This window comes from Paenibacillus sp. P3E (assembly GCF_001909045.1).
Classification (GTDB): Bacteria; Bacillota; Bacilli; order Paenibacillales; family Paenibacillaceae; genus Paenibacillus_AQ; species Paenibacillus_AQ helianthi.
The window spans coordinates 1-17164 of the sequence record NZ_LVWH01000166.1 but is presented as its reverse complement, the minus strand read 5'-3'; the positions used below and the strand labels follow the sequence as shown (position 1 = coordinate 17164).

Here is a 17164-nt window from a genome sequence, read left to right as displayed (position 1 = left end):
TATGATTAGCGGCAGGCTTGTAATCTTATAGAGCCTAGCATAACATTTTCAGGCTCAATATGGTATATTGGAAACATTATTGAAAGTTCCATAATCCATACATTCCGAGGTGAATTAAGCATGCATATGACTATTCGTCTGTTCGCCGGTCTGGCCGAAATCATCGGTTCCTCCTCGCTGGCCTTCCATTCCCATGAGACTCCGCTTACTGCCGGAAGACTCAAGGAACTGCTCTCTGCCTCCTATCCGGATGCCGCCCCCCAGATCAAAGTGTCCCTGGTGGCCATTGATCATGAGTATGCGCCGGAGGACTCCGTCATTTCCGAATCTTCCGAGGTAGCGCTTATCCCTCCCGTGTCTGGAGGAGAACCGGCTGAAGAAGACCTGGGAACACCGGATGGACAGTTCAGCATTACGGGCCAGCCCCTTAACGGAGAAGCTCTGCTGGACAAAGTGCTGGATGAAGGTCATGGTGCCTCCCTGCTCTTCGTCGGCACAACCCGTGAGATGACCGGCACCCAGCGTACAACAGCTTTGTACTATGAAGCATATGTCCCTATGGCCCTATCCAAGCTGCAGGAAATCGGCAGGGAGGTCGAGGAGAAGTGGGATGCCCGCTGTGCCATTGCACACCGGACCGGACTTGTAGGCCTTAAGGAAGCAAGCGTGATGATCGCCGTATCTGCCCCTCATCGTGATACCTGTTATGAGGCGAGCCGATATGCTATTGAGAAGCTGAAAGCAATAGTACCCGTATGGAAAAAAGACATTGGCGACACCGGAGAACAGTGGCTTGGGTCGGATTCCAATGCTATGAATTACCGTACTCTGTAACCGCCTATGAATAACTTTTCCACCTATTGAATAATCTTAACTTTGTTGCTATGCTGGAAAAAATCGCTATAGTAAGGTGGCATAGTCATTGAGAGTACACGTGACGGATCTGAAACCGGGGGATTCCCTCCGGATGGATACCTTTAGCTCAAAAGGGCTGCATGTTTTGCCCAAAGGAACACAACTCCAAATAGAAGAGATCAGTAAACTGATGCAGCTTGGAGTAGATTACGTTGATATCGAATCCATTCAGGAGAATCCGGCGCCTTCCATTAGATCGTCTGTCATCGAGGCAGCTTCCAGTAATTTCGATTCCATGATTGACGGTTTTGAATCGGTGTATATGGAAGCGTTAACCAAGGGCAGCTTCAATCAGACGGTGGTGGATGATATCCTTCAGCCTTCGCTGAAGTCCCTGGACAAACACAAGGATGTGGTTTCCTTACTGTTATTGCTTGACCGGGAAGACAATTATACTTATAACCACTCGTTGCAGGTGGGCATGCTTTCTTATTATATAGCAACATGGCTTGGATATTCCAAGAAGGAATGTTATGAGATCGGCCGGGCCGGCTATCTCATTGATATCGGCAAATGCCGGATTTCCCCAGACATTCTGAACAAACCAGGCAAGCTGACTGCAGCAGAATTTGACGAAGTCAAACTACATACGATTTATGGCTATGAAATAATCCGCAATTCCATGGATGACCCCAGCACCGCCCTTGTGGCACTTCAGCATCATGAACGTGAAGACGGTACCGGGTATCCCCATCAGTTGACCAAAGATGATATTCACCCTTATTCCCAGATCGCTGCTGTGGCCGACATCTATAGCGCCATGACCTCTCACCGGATATATCAATCTAAGCAGGAACTGATTTCCGTTCTTCGTGAGATCAATACCCTCAGCTTCGGCAAGCTGAATGGGAAACCGGTTCAAGCCTTTATCCAGCATCTGATGCCCAATTTCATTGGCAAACACGTGCTGCTGAACACAGGGGACATGGGTGTGATCATCATGAACAATCCGCTCGACGTCTTTCGTCCGCTCGTGCAGAGCGATGGCAAATTTCTGGACCTGTCCCGCGAACGCAAGATTACGGTGGTGGAGATTTATATGGAATAGGAGGCGATCCCTCCCATACGGATTTCCGATCCCTCCCAAGCCCTCCCTTAGCCAAGGGAGGGCTTCAAGGGTTCACTCTCCAGGCACCCGGAGCTGATCGAAGTCTGCGGCTGTAGCGGACGGAAGGAATGTTCGGCGCACCAGTCCGCTTTGAAGCTCCATGCTTAACTGTGCAAAGGACTGAAGCCTCAGAGCTATACTGGCGTAACTGGCCTGACCTATTGGGAGTCCCCATTAGAAGTCCCCATTAGGACCAGAAATATTCTAATTGTGTCCTGGATTTACAGAGATGCGTTGAGTTATCCGGCCGGCATTGAGCATAATTGGAAAAAGTGAACTTAAATTACTTCTTCCCATTTCCCAGCAAGGATTAGTTGGAGAAAAGGTACCTAATTCGGCCGTTTTCCATCATTTTGGTTGAATTCCCTTCAATTAAGTCTACTTTTTCCCACTTTACCCTCGTTATAACGATTTTCCATCTATTTAAGTGGACTAATTCCACTTCACGTAACTTTAGTTCTTACACGCTACTCTTTTGCCTTCTGCGCCCGCCGTCCCTCCTGTACAGCAGAACACTTTAGCTCCAAACCCCCTCGCTCTAAGAAACTATTCCCAATTTTACATAGTTATCTATAACAAAAGGTAATTCTAACTCCTAAAAAAACAGGAGGCTCCCTCACCGGACGGTTTGGGAATCTCCTGTTTGTATCATAAGCTTGGTTTCTGCATGTTTCTGCATGTTTCTGCATATTTCTGCATGTTTATGCATGTTTCGAATGTTTCAGCTTAACCACATGCCGTAGCTGCTTGCAGCCCCCTCCTACAGTTCCTCACCATTGCTGGCGATGACTTTTTTGTACCAATGAAAAGAATCCTTCTTCGAACGGTCCAAGGTTCCGTTGCCTTCGTCATCCAGATCCACATAGATAAACCCGTAGCGCTTCGACATCTCCGAAGTGGACATGCTCACCAGGTCAATGGGTCCCCAGCTGGTATAGCCGATCAGCTCTACGCCGTCCTGGACAGCTTCCTTCATCTGCGCGATGTGCTGGCGAAGGTAGTCAATCCGGTAGGTATCATGAATAGATCCGTCTGCTTCCACCTTGTCATAAGCGCCCAGGCCGTTTTCTACAATAAACAAAGGTTTCTGGTAACGGTCGTACATCGTGTTCAGCATGATCCGCAGCCCGATGGGGTCAATCTGCCAGCCCCATTCGGAAGCCTTCAGATACGGGTTCTTCACACCGCCGAACAGGTTGCCTTGTGCCCGCTCGCCTTCCGGACTGGCCGATACGGTCAGCGTCATATAGTAGCTGAATGCCACATAATCCACTGTGTGAAGCTTGAGAATCTCATCGTCACCCGGTGCTTTCAGGAGAACCACATGATTCTCTGCGAAGTAACGCTCCATATATTTGGGGTACTCGCCACGCGCATGCACATCCGTAAAGTACAGATTCATCTGATTCTCATGCTGATTGAGACGCACATCCTCAGGGTTGCAGGTATTGGCGTAACTCTCCATCCGTGCCAGCATACAGCCCATTTGCGAGCCGGGAATGATCTTATGCACCAGCTTGGTTGCCAGCGCGCTCGCCACAAATTGGTGATGAAGCGCCTGATAGATCGTCTGAAGCTTGTTCTCCGCCCGGTCAATCACAACTCCGCCTCCGGTAAAAGGGCTCAGAGTCATCATATTAATCTCATTGAAGGTAATCCAGTACTTCACCTTATCCTTGTAACGACGGAAGACAGTCTCCGCATAACGGGTATAGCAGGTGATGACTTCGCGTGAAGCCCAGCCGTTATATTTCTGTGTCAGGCCCAGCGGCGTCTCGTAATGGGCCAGTGTTACCAGGGGCTCGATGCCGTATTTATGCAGTTCATCAAATACATTGTCATAGAACTGCAAACCGGCTTCATTCGGCGCCGCATCATCACCATTCGGGAAGATCCGTGCCCAGTTGATCGACAGGCGGAAGACCTTGAATCCCATTTCGGCAAAAAGAGCAATATCCTCTTTATACCGGTGATAGAAATCCACCCCTTCACGCTTCGGAAACCGTGCGGTGAACTCCCCGGACAGGATCTGATCGATCCGCTCGGATGTAATTTCAATAGCATGATCATTGCTGCGCTCGGCCTTAGGCACATAAGCGACCATATCCGCACTGGACAAGCCTTTGCCGTCTGCATCATATGCACCCTCGAGCTGGTTGGCGGCGGTTGCACCGCCCCATAAGAAGTTTTCCGGAAATCCTTTTTGGATTGCAGTCATCTGTTACGCTCCTTCTCCTCCAGTGTGGCTTCTGCCACGTCTGGCTTCTAGTGTATTAGTGTTAGCAAAAGCTCGCCGTTTCTTGCTTCCGTACCCGTATTCTTCAGGATATCCAGATAACCGGCAGAGTTGGTTACAATCACTGGTGTTGCCGTCACGAATCCGGCTGCGCGGATTGCATCCACATCGAACTCCAGCAGCAGCTGGCCCTTTTCGACTTTGTCACCTTCCTGCACCTTTTTATGAAAATGCTTACCCTTCAGCTTGACCGTGTTGACCCCAACATGGATTAACAGCTCCGCACCGCCTTCAGAGGTGATACCAATGGCATGACCCGTCGGGAATACGGTCGTTACGGTCCCGTTCACTGGAGAAGTCAATACGCCGGAGGACGGCTCTATCACAATCCCTTTTCCCATTGCCCCTGTGGCGAAAGCTTCATCAGGCAGACTTTCCAGCGGCAACAGCGCACCCGTAAGCGGACTGAAGATCAACTCTTTATCGATTTGTGTAATTTCCTGGTTCACAAACGGCCGGGAAGTATTCTCTGTAGCCGCTGCTTCAGGGTCGTCAAACCCAAGCACGAATACCAGAATAACGGCCAGTACAAAGGCCACCACAATCCCTATAGCCGCCCAGGCAAATCCTGTACCGAAATACGTTGGCAGCGCAAGCAGCCCCGGCAAGGAGAAGGCAATAGCTCTGGCACCACCCGCAGCGATAATTGCTCCCCCTATTGCCCCTGAGATACAGGCGTAGATGAATGGCTTTTTAAGCTTCAGGGTGACCCCGTAGATGGTTGGCTCGGTGATCCCGAACACAGCAGCCAATGTAGATGATCCGGATAACGCTTTTAACTGCGTATTCTTGGACTTCAGGAACACGCCGAATACAGCACCAGCTTGTGAGAGTACAGCCGCCGCCAGAATCGGCAGCATGGTATCGTAACCAAGCGTAGCGATGTTGCTGAGCATAATCGGGACAAAGCCCCAGTGAACACCAAAGATAACGAACACCTGCCAGAACGCTCCGGCGATGGCCCCGGCGACAAGTGGACTGAGATTATACAGCCAGGTGTACCCGGAAGCCAGTCCTTCACTGATCAGAGAGCCCACAGGCCCAAACGCCAGGAATGTCAGAGGAATGACAATCAGCAATGCGAACATCGGAACCAGGATATTTCGAACCGATTCATGGATAATCGAACGGAACCCTTTCTCTACATAGGATTGTACCCATACCGCCAGAATGATCGGAATGACGCTGGAGGAGTAATTGACCAGTACAATCGGTATTCCCACAAAGCTCAGCGTTCCCGTGGAGCCGACAGCAGCAATGACCGACGGGTAGATTAGTGCTCCGGCTATGGCGATGGATACGAATTGATTAGCTTTAAACTTGCGTGCCGCCGTTACCGCGAGGAATATCGGCAGGAAGTAGAACACACTGTCCGACGCCGCATTCAGAATCAGGTAGGTACCGCTTGTGGCGCTGATCCACTTCAGTGACAGAATTAACGCCAGCAACCCTTTGAGGACCCCTGCACCTGCAAGTGCCCCGAGTATAGGAGAAAAGATACTTGAAATAATATCTACTGCTTTACCGAGAACACCTGTACTTTCGGAGGAATCATCATCTTTGCCGCTTCTCTCCGCATCCTGTAAGGAGGTCTCCTTCATGATCTGATCAAAAACCTGGCTGACATTGTTGCCGATGACGACCTGGAATTGGCCGCTGTTCTCGACTACTGTGATTACACCTGGTGTTTTTTCGAGTGCCGCTTTATTCGCCTTCCCATTGTCCTTCAGCTTGAATCTCAACCGTGTGGCGCAGTGGAAAACCGAATTCACATTCGATTCACCGCCAACAAGCGCGATGATCTGTTTGGACAAGTCCTTGTTGCTCATATTGTGTTTGCTCCTTTAAATTAAGATGGATATATTTTGTGATCGTTGCAGTAGGGTTAGGATGTGCCAGCAGTTATCTTTAATTCCTCTGCAAACAAGAAAAACCTGAACTCACAGCAAAAGGAAACGTCAATTCACGCTTATTTTGCCATCAGTTCAGGTTTTGCCTGCCTTACCAGTAACACCCTGTCAGATGATCGTATTTAGTTGTCTGTTCCTTATCCTCTTGGCGATACCGCTCCTATTCCAGGCTGTTACGCTCCGTGACACGCTGGATGTGAATCGTCAGGTAGACGTATTCGTCCTTGCTCAGGCTCTGGGCATACGCTTTTTCCAGATAATCATTGATTTTGTTTGCGCATTCAAAAGCTTTGACATACGTCTGCTTGACCTGATTGTACAAGAAGTCCTCTCCACTGTTGCTGGTTTCCTTCTTCAGTACCCGCATGGAGAAATACTGTAAATGCGTCAGGAACCGCGAATAATTGAGTGAGCTATCATCCAGCACCACCTTATAATGATAGGTGACGATGTTGAGAATATTCTGGACAATCTCCGTCATTTTGATCGTGGACTTCATTTCATTTCCGTCCATTTTCGCATTCACCAGATGCAGTGCAATGAAGCCCGCTTCATCCTCACCTAACGCAAACCCGGTAGCCTTCTCGATAAATTTCAGCGCGTCCATTCCGATGGAGAATTCCTTTTTATAGAACCGCTTGATTTCAAACAACATCGCATTTTTCAGGAAAATCCCCTTCTCCATACGCTGCACAGCAAAGTGGATATGATCCGTTAAGGTTAGATATAGATTATCGCTGAGCTCGGTGCCCAGAATCCCGTTGGCATAGGTTACGATTTCACTCGCCAGCTCCAGATGAGCCACTGGAATATCATTCAGCAGTTCGGTTAACCGGGCCGTAAATTCGTTTTCGTTAAGCAGGAAGATTTTATCGACTTTGGCGGGATCCACATAATCGCCTGCCACTTTATTGAAGGAAATGCCTCTTCCCATCACAATAACTTCCTTGCCCTTCTGGTTTTTCGTCAGGAGCACGTTGTTGTTCAGCACCTTCTCAATAATCATCTGTAGTCACCTCCTGTCACATAGTTTGTACAAAAAAAGCCTAAGTTGATCCCAATATCATTAATTAAATGATACTCGAATCAGCTTAGGCATTGCCCGCGTTACCGGTCACAATCCTGTATTACTGCTATTGTAGCATAAATAAAAGCGATTACAAGGCTTTTGTTTTTAATTTTACGGAAAAATTATTTCCAGAGTCTCTCCCCCAGGTTTGGACCATTGGTCCCATGGCGAGGCTGATAGCAGATACTACGTAAGGCTTATGCTCACGAACTAGGCGGATGCTTATGAACCCCGTTTGTCCAAGGGTGTTCAACGATATAAATACAATCAACACTTACTAGGAGGTAAAAATGCTGGACATTCATCAACGGCTTGCAGAGTTGTATTCCTTAAGCCGCAAGCGCCCGTTGACAGACGATGAAGAAGCCGAGCAACGGCATTGCCTGCAGGCAAACGCCAAGTACTGCTGGGAAATGGCACGGCTGAACAATGAAGCCAGGCTTGCCGCAGATACAGATGATGCCGAGTGGCAGCAGGAGATCAGCGCGCAAATGTATGAAGTCAGGGTGACCGGCAGAGCAGGCAAAAGGCGCAAATAAAACAGCCCCTTCCTCACATGAATATGCCGGAAAGGGCTGCTGCTGTTATATTCTACAGGAAGCGGAACTGCGCTTCGATCAAGCCGTTATAGATGCCGTCACGCGCTGTAAGCTCGGCATGGGTGCCTTCTTCTTTGATCTCGCCGTGATCCAGTACGACAATCTTATCCGCATGCCGGATGGTAGACAGCCGGTGGGCGACGATGAAGGAAGTCCTGCCCTGAAGCAGAATTTTCAGCGCCTCCTGAATCTTGATCTCCGTTTCGGTGTCAATGCTTGCTGTCGCCTCATCCAGGATCAATATCCGCGGATTGGCCAGCAGCGCACGTGCGAAGGACAACAGCTGGCGTTGTCCCATGGAGAGCGCACTTCCGCGTTCCTCGACCTCGGTCTCGTAGCCTCCGGGCAGCTTGCTGATGAAATCATGGGCATCCACAGCCTTGGCCGCATCCTCGACCTCCTGGTCCGTAGCATCCAGCCGCCCGAAGCGGATATTATCCCGGATTGTCCCTGAGAAAATAAACGTATCCTGCAGCACGATCCCGATCTGCTCGCGCAGACTCTGCAGCGTCACGTCACGTGTATCCCTGCCGTCGATGGTGATGCGTCCGCTCTTGATATCATAGAACCGGCCGATCAGGTTGATGATGGTGCTTTTTCCTGAGCCCGTATGACCGACAAGCGCAATCGACTGGCCGGCCTTCACATCGAGATCGATGCCTTTCAGGGCTGCCCGGCCTTTTTCATATTCAAACACTACCTTATTAAATTGAATGTCGCCCTGAATCTTCGGCAGCGGCGTTGCCCCTGGTTGGTCTTGTACGGCAGGCTGCTCATCCAGATACTCAAAGATCCGTTCCGAGGAAGCCATCGCCACCAACAGCTGGTTATACATCTGGCCCAGGCGGTTGATCGGGTCCCAGAAGTTGCTGACATAGGTACTGAATGCCACTAGAAAGCCCACGGTAAGATCACCGGTCTGGATCAGGTATGCCCCGAACCAGAAGAGAATCATCGTTCCGAAGCCGCCTGTAATTTCAATAATCGGTCCAAACGCCTGGTTCATCGCCGACGCCTTGTTCCAGGATTTCCGGCTATCCATATTCATGGCGTCGAAATAGTTCATGTTCTCCTGTTCCTGGGTGTAGGCCTGGGTCACTCTGATCCCTTGAATCGACTCATTCAAATGGGAATTGATCCGCGAGTTCTTCATCCGCACATCCTGCCAGGCAATCCGGATCTTCTGGCGCAGCTTGGTGGAGACAAAAAACATAACCGGTACAGTGATCATCACCGCAAGCCCCAGCTTCCAGTTGATCAGCAGCAGAATTACCATGATTCCGATTAATTGCACACTGTCGATCATCAGATTGACGACTCCGTTGGTGAACAGATCCTGCAGGGAGTTGATATCATTGGTGACCCGAACCAGCACCGAGCCGGCCGGACGTTTATCAAAAAAATTGAAGGAAAGCTTTTGAATATGCCGGAACAGGTCTGAGCGCAAATCGTATATGACCCGCTGTCCGATTACATTCGTGTATTTGATCCGGTAGACCCCAGCAATCCATTGAATCAGATAGAGTACAATTACAGCAGCCGTCAAGGTGTACAGCAGGGTCAGACTGGGATTCCCCGACTTCGGAGCAATCGCCTTATCGATAGCCATACTCGTCAGGTAAGGGACCGTCAGCTTCGTAATCGTGCCGAGGATCATCATCACCGACACGAGCGGCAGCATTTGCCTGGCATAAGGCTTCATATAACTGAACAGCCTGGTGAACTGCTTCCAGTCGAACGCCTTGTCAATGACGTCATCATCCTTGTACACGAACCGTTCGTCTAGCGTTTGCTCCTGGGCCGAACCTTGCTTCATTTTTACGGATTTCTCTTGGTTAGCTTCCAGCTTCATGCCGTATCACCTGCCCCTCTTCCATTGTCCCTGGCCAGATAATCAGCATACTGAATCCGGTAGACATCCTGGTAAGGACCAGGAACCACTATCAGCTCATGGTGGGTACCCTGCTGAACCATATGACCTTCATTCATGACAATAATCTGATCGGCATGCCGCAGCGAGGAGATCCGGTGGGCAATAATCAGGGTGGTCCGTCCGCGCATAACCTCCTGGAATCCGGCCTGGATCTCATGCTCGGTCTCCATATCAACGGCACTGGTGGCATCATCGAGGATTAGGATCCGCGGATTCTTCAGAAGTGCTCTGGCAATCGCAATACGCTGCTTCTGACCGCCTGAGAGTCCCATCCCCCGTTCGCCAACCACCGTATCATACCCGTCCGGCATTTCCATAATAAAATCATGAGCCTTCGCCAGTTGTGCGGCACGGACGATCTCTTCCATACTCACATTCTTCAGGCCGTACGAAATATTGTTGCGGATGGAGGAGGAGAACAGGAACGTCTCCTGGAACACCGTGGCAATCTGTGACCGCAGGCTGCGCACATTGTATTCACGGATATCCACACCATCCAGGGTTATGCTGCCATTATTCACATCATATGCCCGCATCATCAGCTGGATAATGGTTGACTTCCCGGAGCCGGTACCGCCCAGGAACCCGATGACCGCCCCTGGCTTGGCGCTGAAATGAATGTCCTTGACTGCAGGCATTTTGTTGCCGTAGGCAAATGTCACGTGATCAAAGACGACTTCGCCCTTTACTTCAGCTGCCACAAGCTCACGGGCATTATCTTTATCTTTTACATCGATAGGCTGGTTAAGCACTTCAAGCACACGTTCTCCCGAAGCTTTGGATTGCGTATAGTTGTTGATATGGAAGCCAAGGCCCCAGACAGGGCCGATAATATACCAGATTAAGCTGAAAAAGGCTACAAGCTCACCAAGCGACATCCGTCCCTTAATGACCAGTGTTCCGCCAACCCCGAGCAATATCGCTACACTGACCGAAGCTAACAGCTCCATCACCGGAAAAAACTTGCTCCACAGCTCCGCGGCAAAAATCTGATTATCCTTGTAGCGTTCATTACGGTGTGAGAACTTCTCTACCTCGAAGGATTCTCTGGCGAACGACTTGACCGTCCGCACACCGGTCACATTTTCCTGAACAGCCGTTGTAAGAGCGCTAAGCGCAAGCCGCATCTCCTGAAAGGCCGGGTGAATCTTGGATTCGAATCGGAATGCAACAGCAGCCAGAAACGGCATAGTGATCAGTGTGACAAGGGTTAGCTGCCAATTGATCGTGAACATCATAATAGAGCCAAACAGCACCATAAAAAACACATTGAGCAGTTGGGCAAATCCGAAGCCGATGAACAGCCGGATGGCCTCAAGATCCCCGGTCAGCCGGGACATCAGGTCCCCTGTCTTCGCCGTGTCATAATAGCGGAAAGACAGGAATTGCAGCTTCTCATAGCAGGCATTGCGCAGGCGGTAGGCCAGAAAGTTACCCAGCCGTCCTCCGAAAAAACCATGCGCAAATTGCAGACAAGCCTTAACAAAAACGACAGCCAATACGCTTAGAGCAAGAACGGGCACCTCAGTAAACTTCATGGGCACAATAACATCATCAATCAAACGTCTTAACAAGTTGGGGGTAATAAGCCCCACTGCAGTTGCGGCCGCCAAACAAACAATCGACAGAATCAGATAGTGCAGCTTCTCCCGATAAAAGCCCCGCAGTTGCCTGAGAACATCCATATCTCTCCTCCTTAAAGCTTTAGATTTTTAGCGCTTCCATTTTTAGTGACTTTATGCAGTTTATCACCCCTGATTTAATGCGGCAAAGGGGAGAAATCACCGTTTTCTCGGTTTTTCCCGAAAGAATCGGTCTTCCTCTCCAGGAAAAGGACAGCTTCAGCTTTAAATGCTTCCATTTCCTCCAAAATCCTATTGGATTAAGATTATCCAAGATTCAGCCTGTTTTCCTGCTGGTGAGTACAGACTTTTAATGTATTTTATGTATATTTATTCTTTCCGAATAAATTGACGCAACGAAAAAGCTGCCTTCTCAAACAGATTCATCTGTTAAAGAAGACAGCCTAAATCAAGAAGAAGACGAACTTTACAGTTCGCCTTCTGCCCTTTACTTTTTGTTTTTGTTAACCGATGGAGCCTTCCATCTCAAATTTGATGAGACGGTTCATTTCTACCGCATACTCCATCGGCAGCTCTTTGGTGAATGGCTCGATGAAGCCCATGATGATCATCTGAGTCGCTTCGGCTTCGGTAAGGCCCCGGCTCATCAGGTAAAACAGCTGCTCCTCGGAGACCTTGGAGACAGTCGCTTCATGCTCAAGCACGATGTTATCGTTCATGATCTCATTGTAAGGAATCGTGTCCGAAGTGGACAGGTTATCCAGAATGAGCGTATCACATTTGATGTTGGATTTCGCACCTTCCGCCTTACGGCCGAAGGAGGCAAGACCACGGTATGTTACTTTACCGCCGTGTTTGCTGATCGACTTGGAGACGATCGTCGAAGTCGTGTCTGGAGCCAAGTGAATCATTTTGGCACCTGCATCCTGATGCTGGTCCTTGCCGGCAACCGCAATGGACAATACAGAACCCTTGGCTCCGCGGCCTTTGAGTACCACTGCGGGATATTTCATGGTCAGCTTGGAACCGATGTTGCCATCGACCCATTCCATCGTAGCGTTCTCTTCCGCAACGGCACGTTTGGTAACCAGATTGTAGATATTCGGTGCCCAGTTCTGAATGGTTGTGTAACGAACGCGTGCGTTCTTCATACACAGAATCTCAACCACCGCACTGTGAAGCGAGTTTGTGCTGTAGATTGGAGCCGTACAGCCCTCTACATAATGCACGAAGCTGTCTTCATCGGCAAGAATCAGTGTACGCTCGAACTGGCCCATATTCTCGGAGTTAATACGGAAGTAGGCCTGGAGAGGTACTTCGCATTTCACACCCTTTGGAACATAGATGAAGCTTCCGCCAGACCATACCGCACTATTCAGTGCAGCAAATTTATTATCCGTAGGCGGGATAATCGTACCGAAGAACTTTCTGAACAGTTCCGGGTGCTCACGCAGTGCTGTGTCGGTATCGGTGAAGATCACACCCTGGTCTTCAAGGCTCTTCTGCATACTGTGGTAGACAACCTCGGATTCGTACTGCGCGGAGACCCCAGCCAGGAACTTCTGTTCCGCTTCGGGGATACCCAGCTTGTCGAAGGTCTCTTTAATCTCGGAAGGAACTTCCTCCCAAGTCTTACCTTGCTTCTCGGATGGTCTTACATAATACTGGATTTCGTCAAAATCCAACTCGTCAAGATTACCGCCCCAATTAGGCATCGGCATTTTGTAGAATTGCTCCAGAGATTTCAGACGGAATTCCAGCATCCACTCCGGTTCATTCTTGATGGCGGAGATTTCTTTAACAATTTCGGCCGTAAGTCCCTTACCAGACTGGAATATCGACTTATGCTCGTCACGGAACCCGTATTGGTACTCTTCCATATCAGGCGCTTTCTTAGCCATGGTGTCAGCCTCCTTGTTTTTAGTGTTCTTGATGATGCTCTTCTTCCACGTCTATACCTTTGCGAAGTGCATTCCATGCGAGGGTCGCACATTTGATCCGCGCCGGAAATTTATTAACACCGGAAAGGGCTTCGATATCTTCATAGTCTCCAAAATCCACTGCATCCCCCTTCATCAGGGAGGAGAAGCGGTCAGCCAGCTCGAGTGCATGCTGGACGGTCTGGCCTTTGACCGCTTCCGTCATCATGGAAGCCGACGACATGCTGATTGAACAGCCTTCGCCGCTGTAACGGGCATCCTTGACGATGCCGTCCTCCACCTTTAGCTGAAGCGTAATGCGGTCGCCGCAGGTTGGGTTGTTCAGTTCAATCTTCAGAGCGTCATCTGCAAAAGAACCACGGTTCCGGGGATTTTTATAATGATCCATAATTACGCGTCTATACAAGTCATCCAAGTTCATAGGCGAAATACTCCTTTGCCTTGATTAAAGCCTGCACCAGCGCATCTACATCCTGTTCCGAATTGTACAGGTAGAAGCTGGCACGGGCGGTCGAGCTGACCTGCAGCCAGCGCATCAGCGGCTGGCAGCAGTGATGCCCGGCACGGACAGCAACGCCTTCAGCATCCAGCACAGTAGCCACATCATGAGGATGAACATCCCCAAGATTGAAGGTGACCACACCGACCTGCCGGCTGCGAGGACCATAAATAGTCAGTCCGTCCACCTCCGAGAGGCGCTCTTCCGCACATGCGGCAAGCTCCATCTCGTGGCGGTGAATTTCATCCATCCCGATTTCCTGAAGGAAATCAATCGCTGCCCCGAGGCCAACAGCACCGGCGATAATCGGTGTACCGCCTTCGAACTTCCAGGGAAGCTCTTTCCAGGTGGATTCATACAGACCCACATCATCGATCATTTCGCCGCCGAACTCGACAGGCTCCATTGCCTCTAGCAAGGCTTTTTTGCCATACAAGGCGCCTATACCTGTAGGTGCAAGCATCTTATGACCGGATAATGCGTAGAAATCGCAATCCAGATCCTGAACATCCACCTTCATATGCGGTGTGCTCTGAGCTCCGTCCACAACAATTACAGCGCCGTGACGGTGAGCGATGGCTGCCAGCTCTTTTACCGGATGGGTAACACCCATTACATTGGAGACATAGGCGATGGCGACGATCTTGGTTCTATCCGTTATCGTCTCCTCGGCATCTGCAAGTGTAATCGTTCCATCCTTCTGCAGCGGAAGGAATTTCAAGGTTGCCCCTGTCTTCTTCGCAAGCTGCTGCCATGGAATGAAGTTGCTGTGATGCTCCATCTGGGTGATGACAATTTCGTCGCCTTCACCCACATGGGCCGGGCCGTAAGACGAAGCCACAATATTCAGGGCGGTTGTTGTACCGCGGGTAAAAATAATCTCCTTCGTGCTGCGGGCATGAAGGAATTTAGCCAGCTTCTCGCGGGCTCCTTCATATGCGTCCGTAGCGCGGCTGCCCAGTGTATGGACACCGCGGTGCACGTTAGCGTTATCCCATTCATAATAAGACTTCACGGCCTCAATGACCTGACGCGGCTTCTGTGAGGTTGCCGCGCTGTCCAGGTACACCAGAGGATGTCCGTTGATTTTCTGGTTCAGTATGGGAAATTGCTCCCGGATGGCGCTGTTAATCATTGGCCTAACTTCCTTTCCACAAGAGATTGGAGCTGATTGCGCAGTCCCTCCAGTGGAATTTGCGACACTACAGGTGCAAGGAAGCCGTATATAATCAGTGTTTCTGCATCATGCCGTGAAATCCCCCGGGACATCAGGTAGTACACCTGCTCGTAATTGACCTGTCCTACGGAAGCGGCATGGCCTGCTGTAACATCGTCTTCATCAATAAGCAGAATCGGGTTGGCGTCGCCACGCGCTTTGGGACTCAGCATCAGAACTTTCTCCGTCTGCTGGCCATCGGCCCGGGTTGCGCCTTTCTCAATTTTCGTAATACCGTTAATAATAGAGGTTGCGGAATCGCGCATTACTGCACGGGTAATCATATCGCTCGGTGTGTTTTTGCCAAAATGCTGGGCCTGTGTTGTATAGCTGAGCTTCTGCGCGCCCGATCCCACTGCGATGACTTTGGCATCCGAGCTGGATCCGTTGCCTTTCAGCACGGACTTGGTGTCGCTAGCGGTATCACCGTAGTTCATCTCGCCTACAATCCATTCAATCGTTCCATCATTCTCAACAATAGCGCGCCGGTAAGTCACGTCGGTCGTATCCTCACCCAGCTGATGAACCGTAGCATAACGCACCTTGGCACCAGCGCCTACAAATACTTCCACCGCACCGTTGTGTAGTCCGGCTTCCGCTTTGTCCGATACATAGTTGTCGACATAGGTCAAAGAACTATTAGCTTCGGCTACTATCAGAATATGCGGAACAAAAGCAGCTTCAGCATCATCTGTGAGCAGAACCGCCTGCAGCGGGGTCTCAATGATGACGTTCTTAGGTACATAGAGGAATACCCCGCCGTTCCAAAGGGCCGCATGCAGCGCAGCAATGGAATGCTCGTCAGGCAGGACAGCCTTGTGCAGATAACGCTGCACCAGATCCCCATGCTCTTTGACTGCTGTTTGCAGATCGGTGAAAATAACGCCCTGAGCCACTAGCTCCGGAGCAAGCCGGACATACACGGCGCTGGAGTTGCGCTGAATGATCAGGCTGCCTTCCTCCTGATCCTTGATCAGAGCCGCAATAGAAGCTGGGGCTTCACTAAGTGAAGTAATGGTCTGGCTTGCTTTGTAGCTTCCATAAGTATTCACATTCCAGCGGTCAATCCGGGTCTTCTCCAATTTCGGCAATGCCAGCCCAGCGGCCAGCGTAAGTGCGTTCAAACGGCTGTCCTTCAGCCAGCCCGGTTCGCCGCTGCTCTGCGACAATTCGCTGAGCAGCTGTGCATCCACCGGAAGAATGGTTTGCGTCGTCATAAGTGGTTTCCTCCTTCCTGGCGTCTCTTAAGCTTCCTGTCCTACAGTTTCATCTTCAATGCCAAGCTCTTCCTTTACCCATTCATAACCTTCTGCTTCCAGACGCTCGGCCAGTTCGGAGCCGCCGGATTTTACGATCCGTCCCTGCATCATGACATGCACATAATCTGGCTTGATGTAATTCAAAAGGCGCTGATAGTGGGTAATCACAAGAAAACCGCGTTCCGGGCTGCGCATGGAGTTGACGCCTTCAGCGACAATTTTGAGCGCATCAATATCAAGGCCGGAGTCAATTTCGTCAAGAATGACGATCTTAGGATCCAGCATCATCATTTGCAGAATTTCGTTGCGTTTCTTTTCGCCGCCGGAGAAGCCTTCGTTCAAATAGCGGTGCAGAAACTCAGGGTTCATATCCAGTTCTTTCATTTTGGCTTCCATTTGGCGGATAAAGCGGATCAAGGAAATCTCGCTTCCCTCTTCACGGCGGGAATTGATCGCACTGCGCAGGAAGTCGGAGTTCGTTACACCGCTGATTTCACTTGGATACTGCATCGCCAGGAATAGACCGGCACGCGCGCGTTCATCCACAGCCATTTCGAGCAGGTCTTCGCCTTCCAGAACAGCCGTACCCTCAGTAACCACGTACTTGGGATGACCCATCAGAGCCGAAGCCAGGGTGCTTTTACCGGTACCGTTCGGTCCCATGATGGCGTGAATTTCGCCGCCCTTCATTTGAAGGTTAATTCCCTTCAGAATTTCTTTTCCTTCAATTGATGCTTTCAGTCCCTCAATGACAAAATCTGCTGCCATAATAATGTTTCCCCCCATTGTTCGATTTGCGAAATCAGAAAGCTGTATTGTAACAGGTTATCCCTGATG

13 protein-coding genes are annotated in these 17164 nt (G+C 50.1%); 3 read left to right on the top strand and 10 right to left on the bottom strand.

From position 1 onward, the window contains the following. Positions 1–120: 120 nt before the first annotated feature. On the top strand, positions 121–834 hold the full coding sequence (locus tag A3842_RS15805) for a molybdenum cofactor biosynthesis protein (protein WP_074102024.1): 714 nt from the start codon (positions 121–123) through the stop codon (positions 832–834). Between the two features lie 88 nt (positions 835–922). Beyond that, positions 923–1963, top strand: coding sequence for an HD-GYP domain-containing protein (locus A3842_RS15800; RefSeq protein WP_074102023.1), 1041 nt, complete (start codon positions 923–925; stop codon positions 1961–1963). 820 nt (positions 1964–2783) lie between these two features. Here the strand turns inward: A3842_RS15800 and A3842_RS15795 are convergent. The 3 genes from A3842_RS15795 to licT all read right to left on the bottom strand — a co-directional run bounded on the left by A3842_RS15795 (position 2784) and on the right by licT (position 7235). After that, entirely contained in the window at positions 2784–4241 is a 1458-nt protein-coding gene (locus A3842_RS15795) for a glycoside hydrolase family 1 protein (RefSeq protein ID WP_074102022.1), read from the bottom strand. Positions 4242–4288: 47 nt separating this feature from the next. After that, positions 4289–6148, bottom strand: coding sequence for a beta-glucoside-specific PTS transporter subunit IIABC (locus tag A3842_RS15790; RefSeq protein ID WP_074102021.1), 1860 nt, complete (start codon positions 6146–6148; stop codon positions 4289–4291). 241 nt (positions 6149–6389) lie between these two features. After that, a complete protein-coding gene (gene licT, locus A3842_RS15785; RefSeq protein ID WP_074083904.1) occupies positions 6390–7235 on the bottom strand; it encodes a BglG family transcription antiterminator LicT in 846 nt (281 codons plus the stop codon). A gap of 353 nt (positions 7236–7588) precedes the next feature. On the opposite strand from licT, the gene A3842_RS15780 reads away from it, so the two are divergent. Beyond that, the gene (locus A3842_RS15780) at positions 7589–7837 is read left to right on the top strand and encodes a DUF7667 family protein (RefSeq protein WP_074102020.1); all 249 of its coding nucleotides are present in this window, start codon (positions 7589–7591) and stop codon (positions 7835–7837) included. Positions 7838–7889: 52 nt separating this feature from the next. Here the strand turns inward: A3842_RS15780 and A3842_RS15775 are convergent, their stop codons facing one another. The 7 genes from A3842_RS15775 to sufC all read right to left on the bottom strand — a co-directional run bounded on the left by A3842_RS15775 (position 7890) and on the right by sufC (position 17095). Next, a complete protein-coding gene (locus tag A3842_RS15775; protein ID WP_074084050.1) occupies positions 7890–9713 on the bottom strand; it encodes an ABC transporter ATP-binding protein in 1824 nt (607 codons plus the stop codon). A gap of 32 nt (positions 9714–9745) precedes the next feature. Further along, positions 9746–11515 (bottom strand): ABC transporter ATP-binding protein, encoded by a 1770-nt coding sequence (locus A3842_RS15770; RefSeq protein ID WP_074102019.1) that lies wholly within the window; start codon positions 11513–11515, stop codon positions 9746–9748. A 401-nt stretch (positions 11516–11916) separates the two neighbouring features. Next, positions 11917–13314, bottom strand: a complete 1398-nt coding sequence (gene sufB / locus A3842_RS15765) for a Fe-S cluster assembly protein SufB (protein WP_074083901.1) — start codon at positions 13312–13314, stop codon at positions 11917–11919. A 19-nt stretch (positions 13315–13333) separates the two neighbouring features. Next, positions 13334–13774: a Fe-S cluster assembly sulfur transfer protein SufU gene (sufU, locus tag A3842_RS15760; protein WP_074083900.1), complete on the bottom strand. Its 441-nt coding sequence runs from the start codon at positions 13772–13774 to the stop codon at positions 13334–13336. Next, positions 13761–14987 carry a cysteine desulfurase gene (locus A3842_RS15755; protein WP_074083899.1) on the bottom strand — a complete coding sequence of 409 codons (1227 nt, stop codon included), beginning with the start codon at positions 14985–14987 and terminating at the stop codon, positions 13761–13763. Before A3842_RS15755 ends, sufU begins: the two co-directional genes overlap by 14 nt. Further along, entirely contained in the window at positions 14984–16285 is a 1302-nt protein-coding gene (sufD, locus tag A3842_RS15750) for a Fe-S cluster assembly protein SufD (RefSeq protein WP_074102018.1), read from the bottom strand. Before sufD ends, A3842_RS15755 begins: the two co-directional genes overlap by 4 nt. A 27-nt stretch (positions 16286–16312) precedes the next feature. After that, positions 16313–17095 carry a Fe-S cluster assembly ATPase SufC gene (sufC, locus tag A3842_RS15745; RefSeq protein WP_074083897.1) on the bottom strand — a complete coding sequence of 261 codons (783 nt, stop codon included), beginning with the start codon at positions 17093–17095 and terminating at the stop codon, positions 16313–16315. Positions 17096–17164 lie beyond the last annotated feature (69 nt).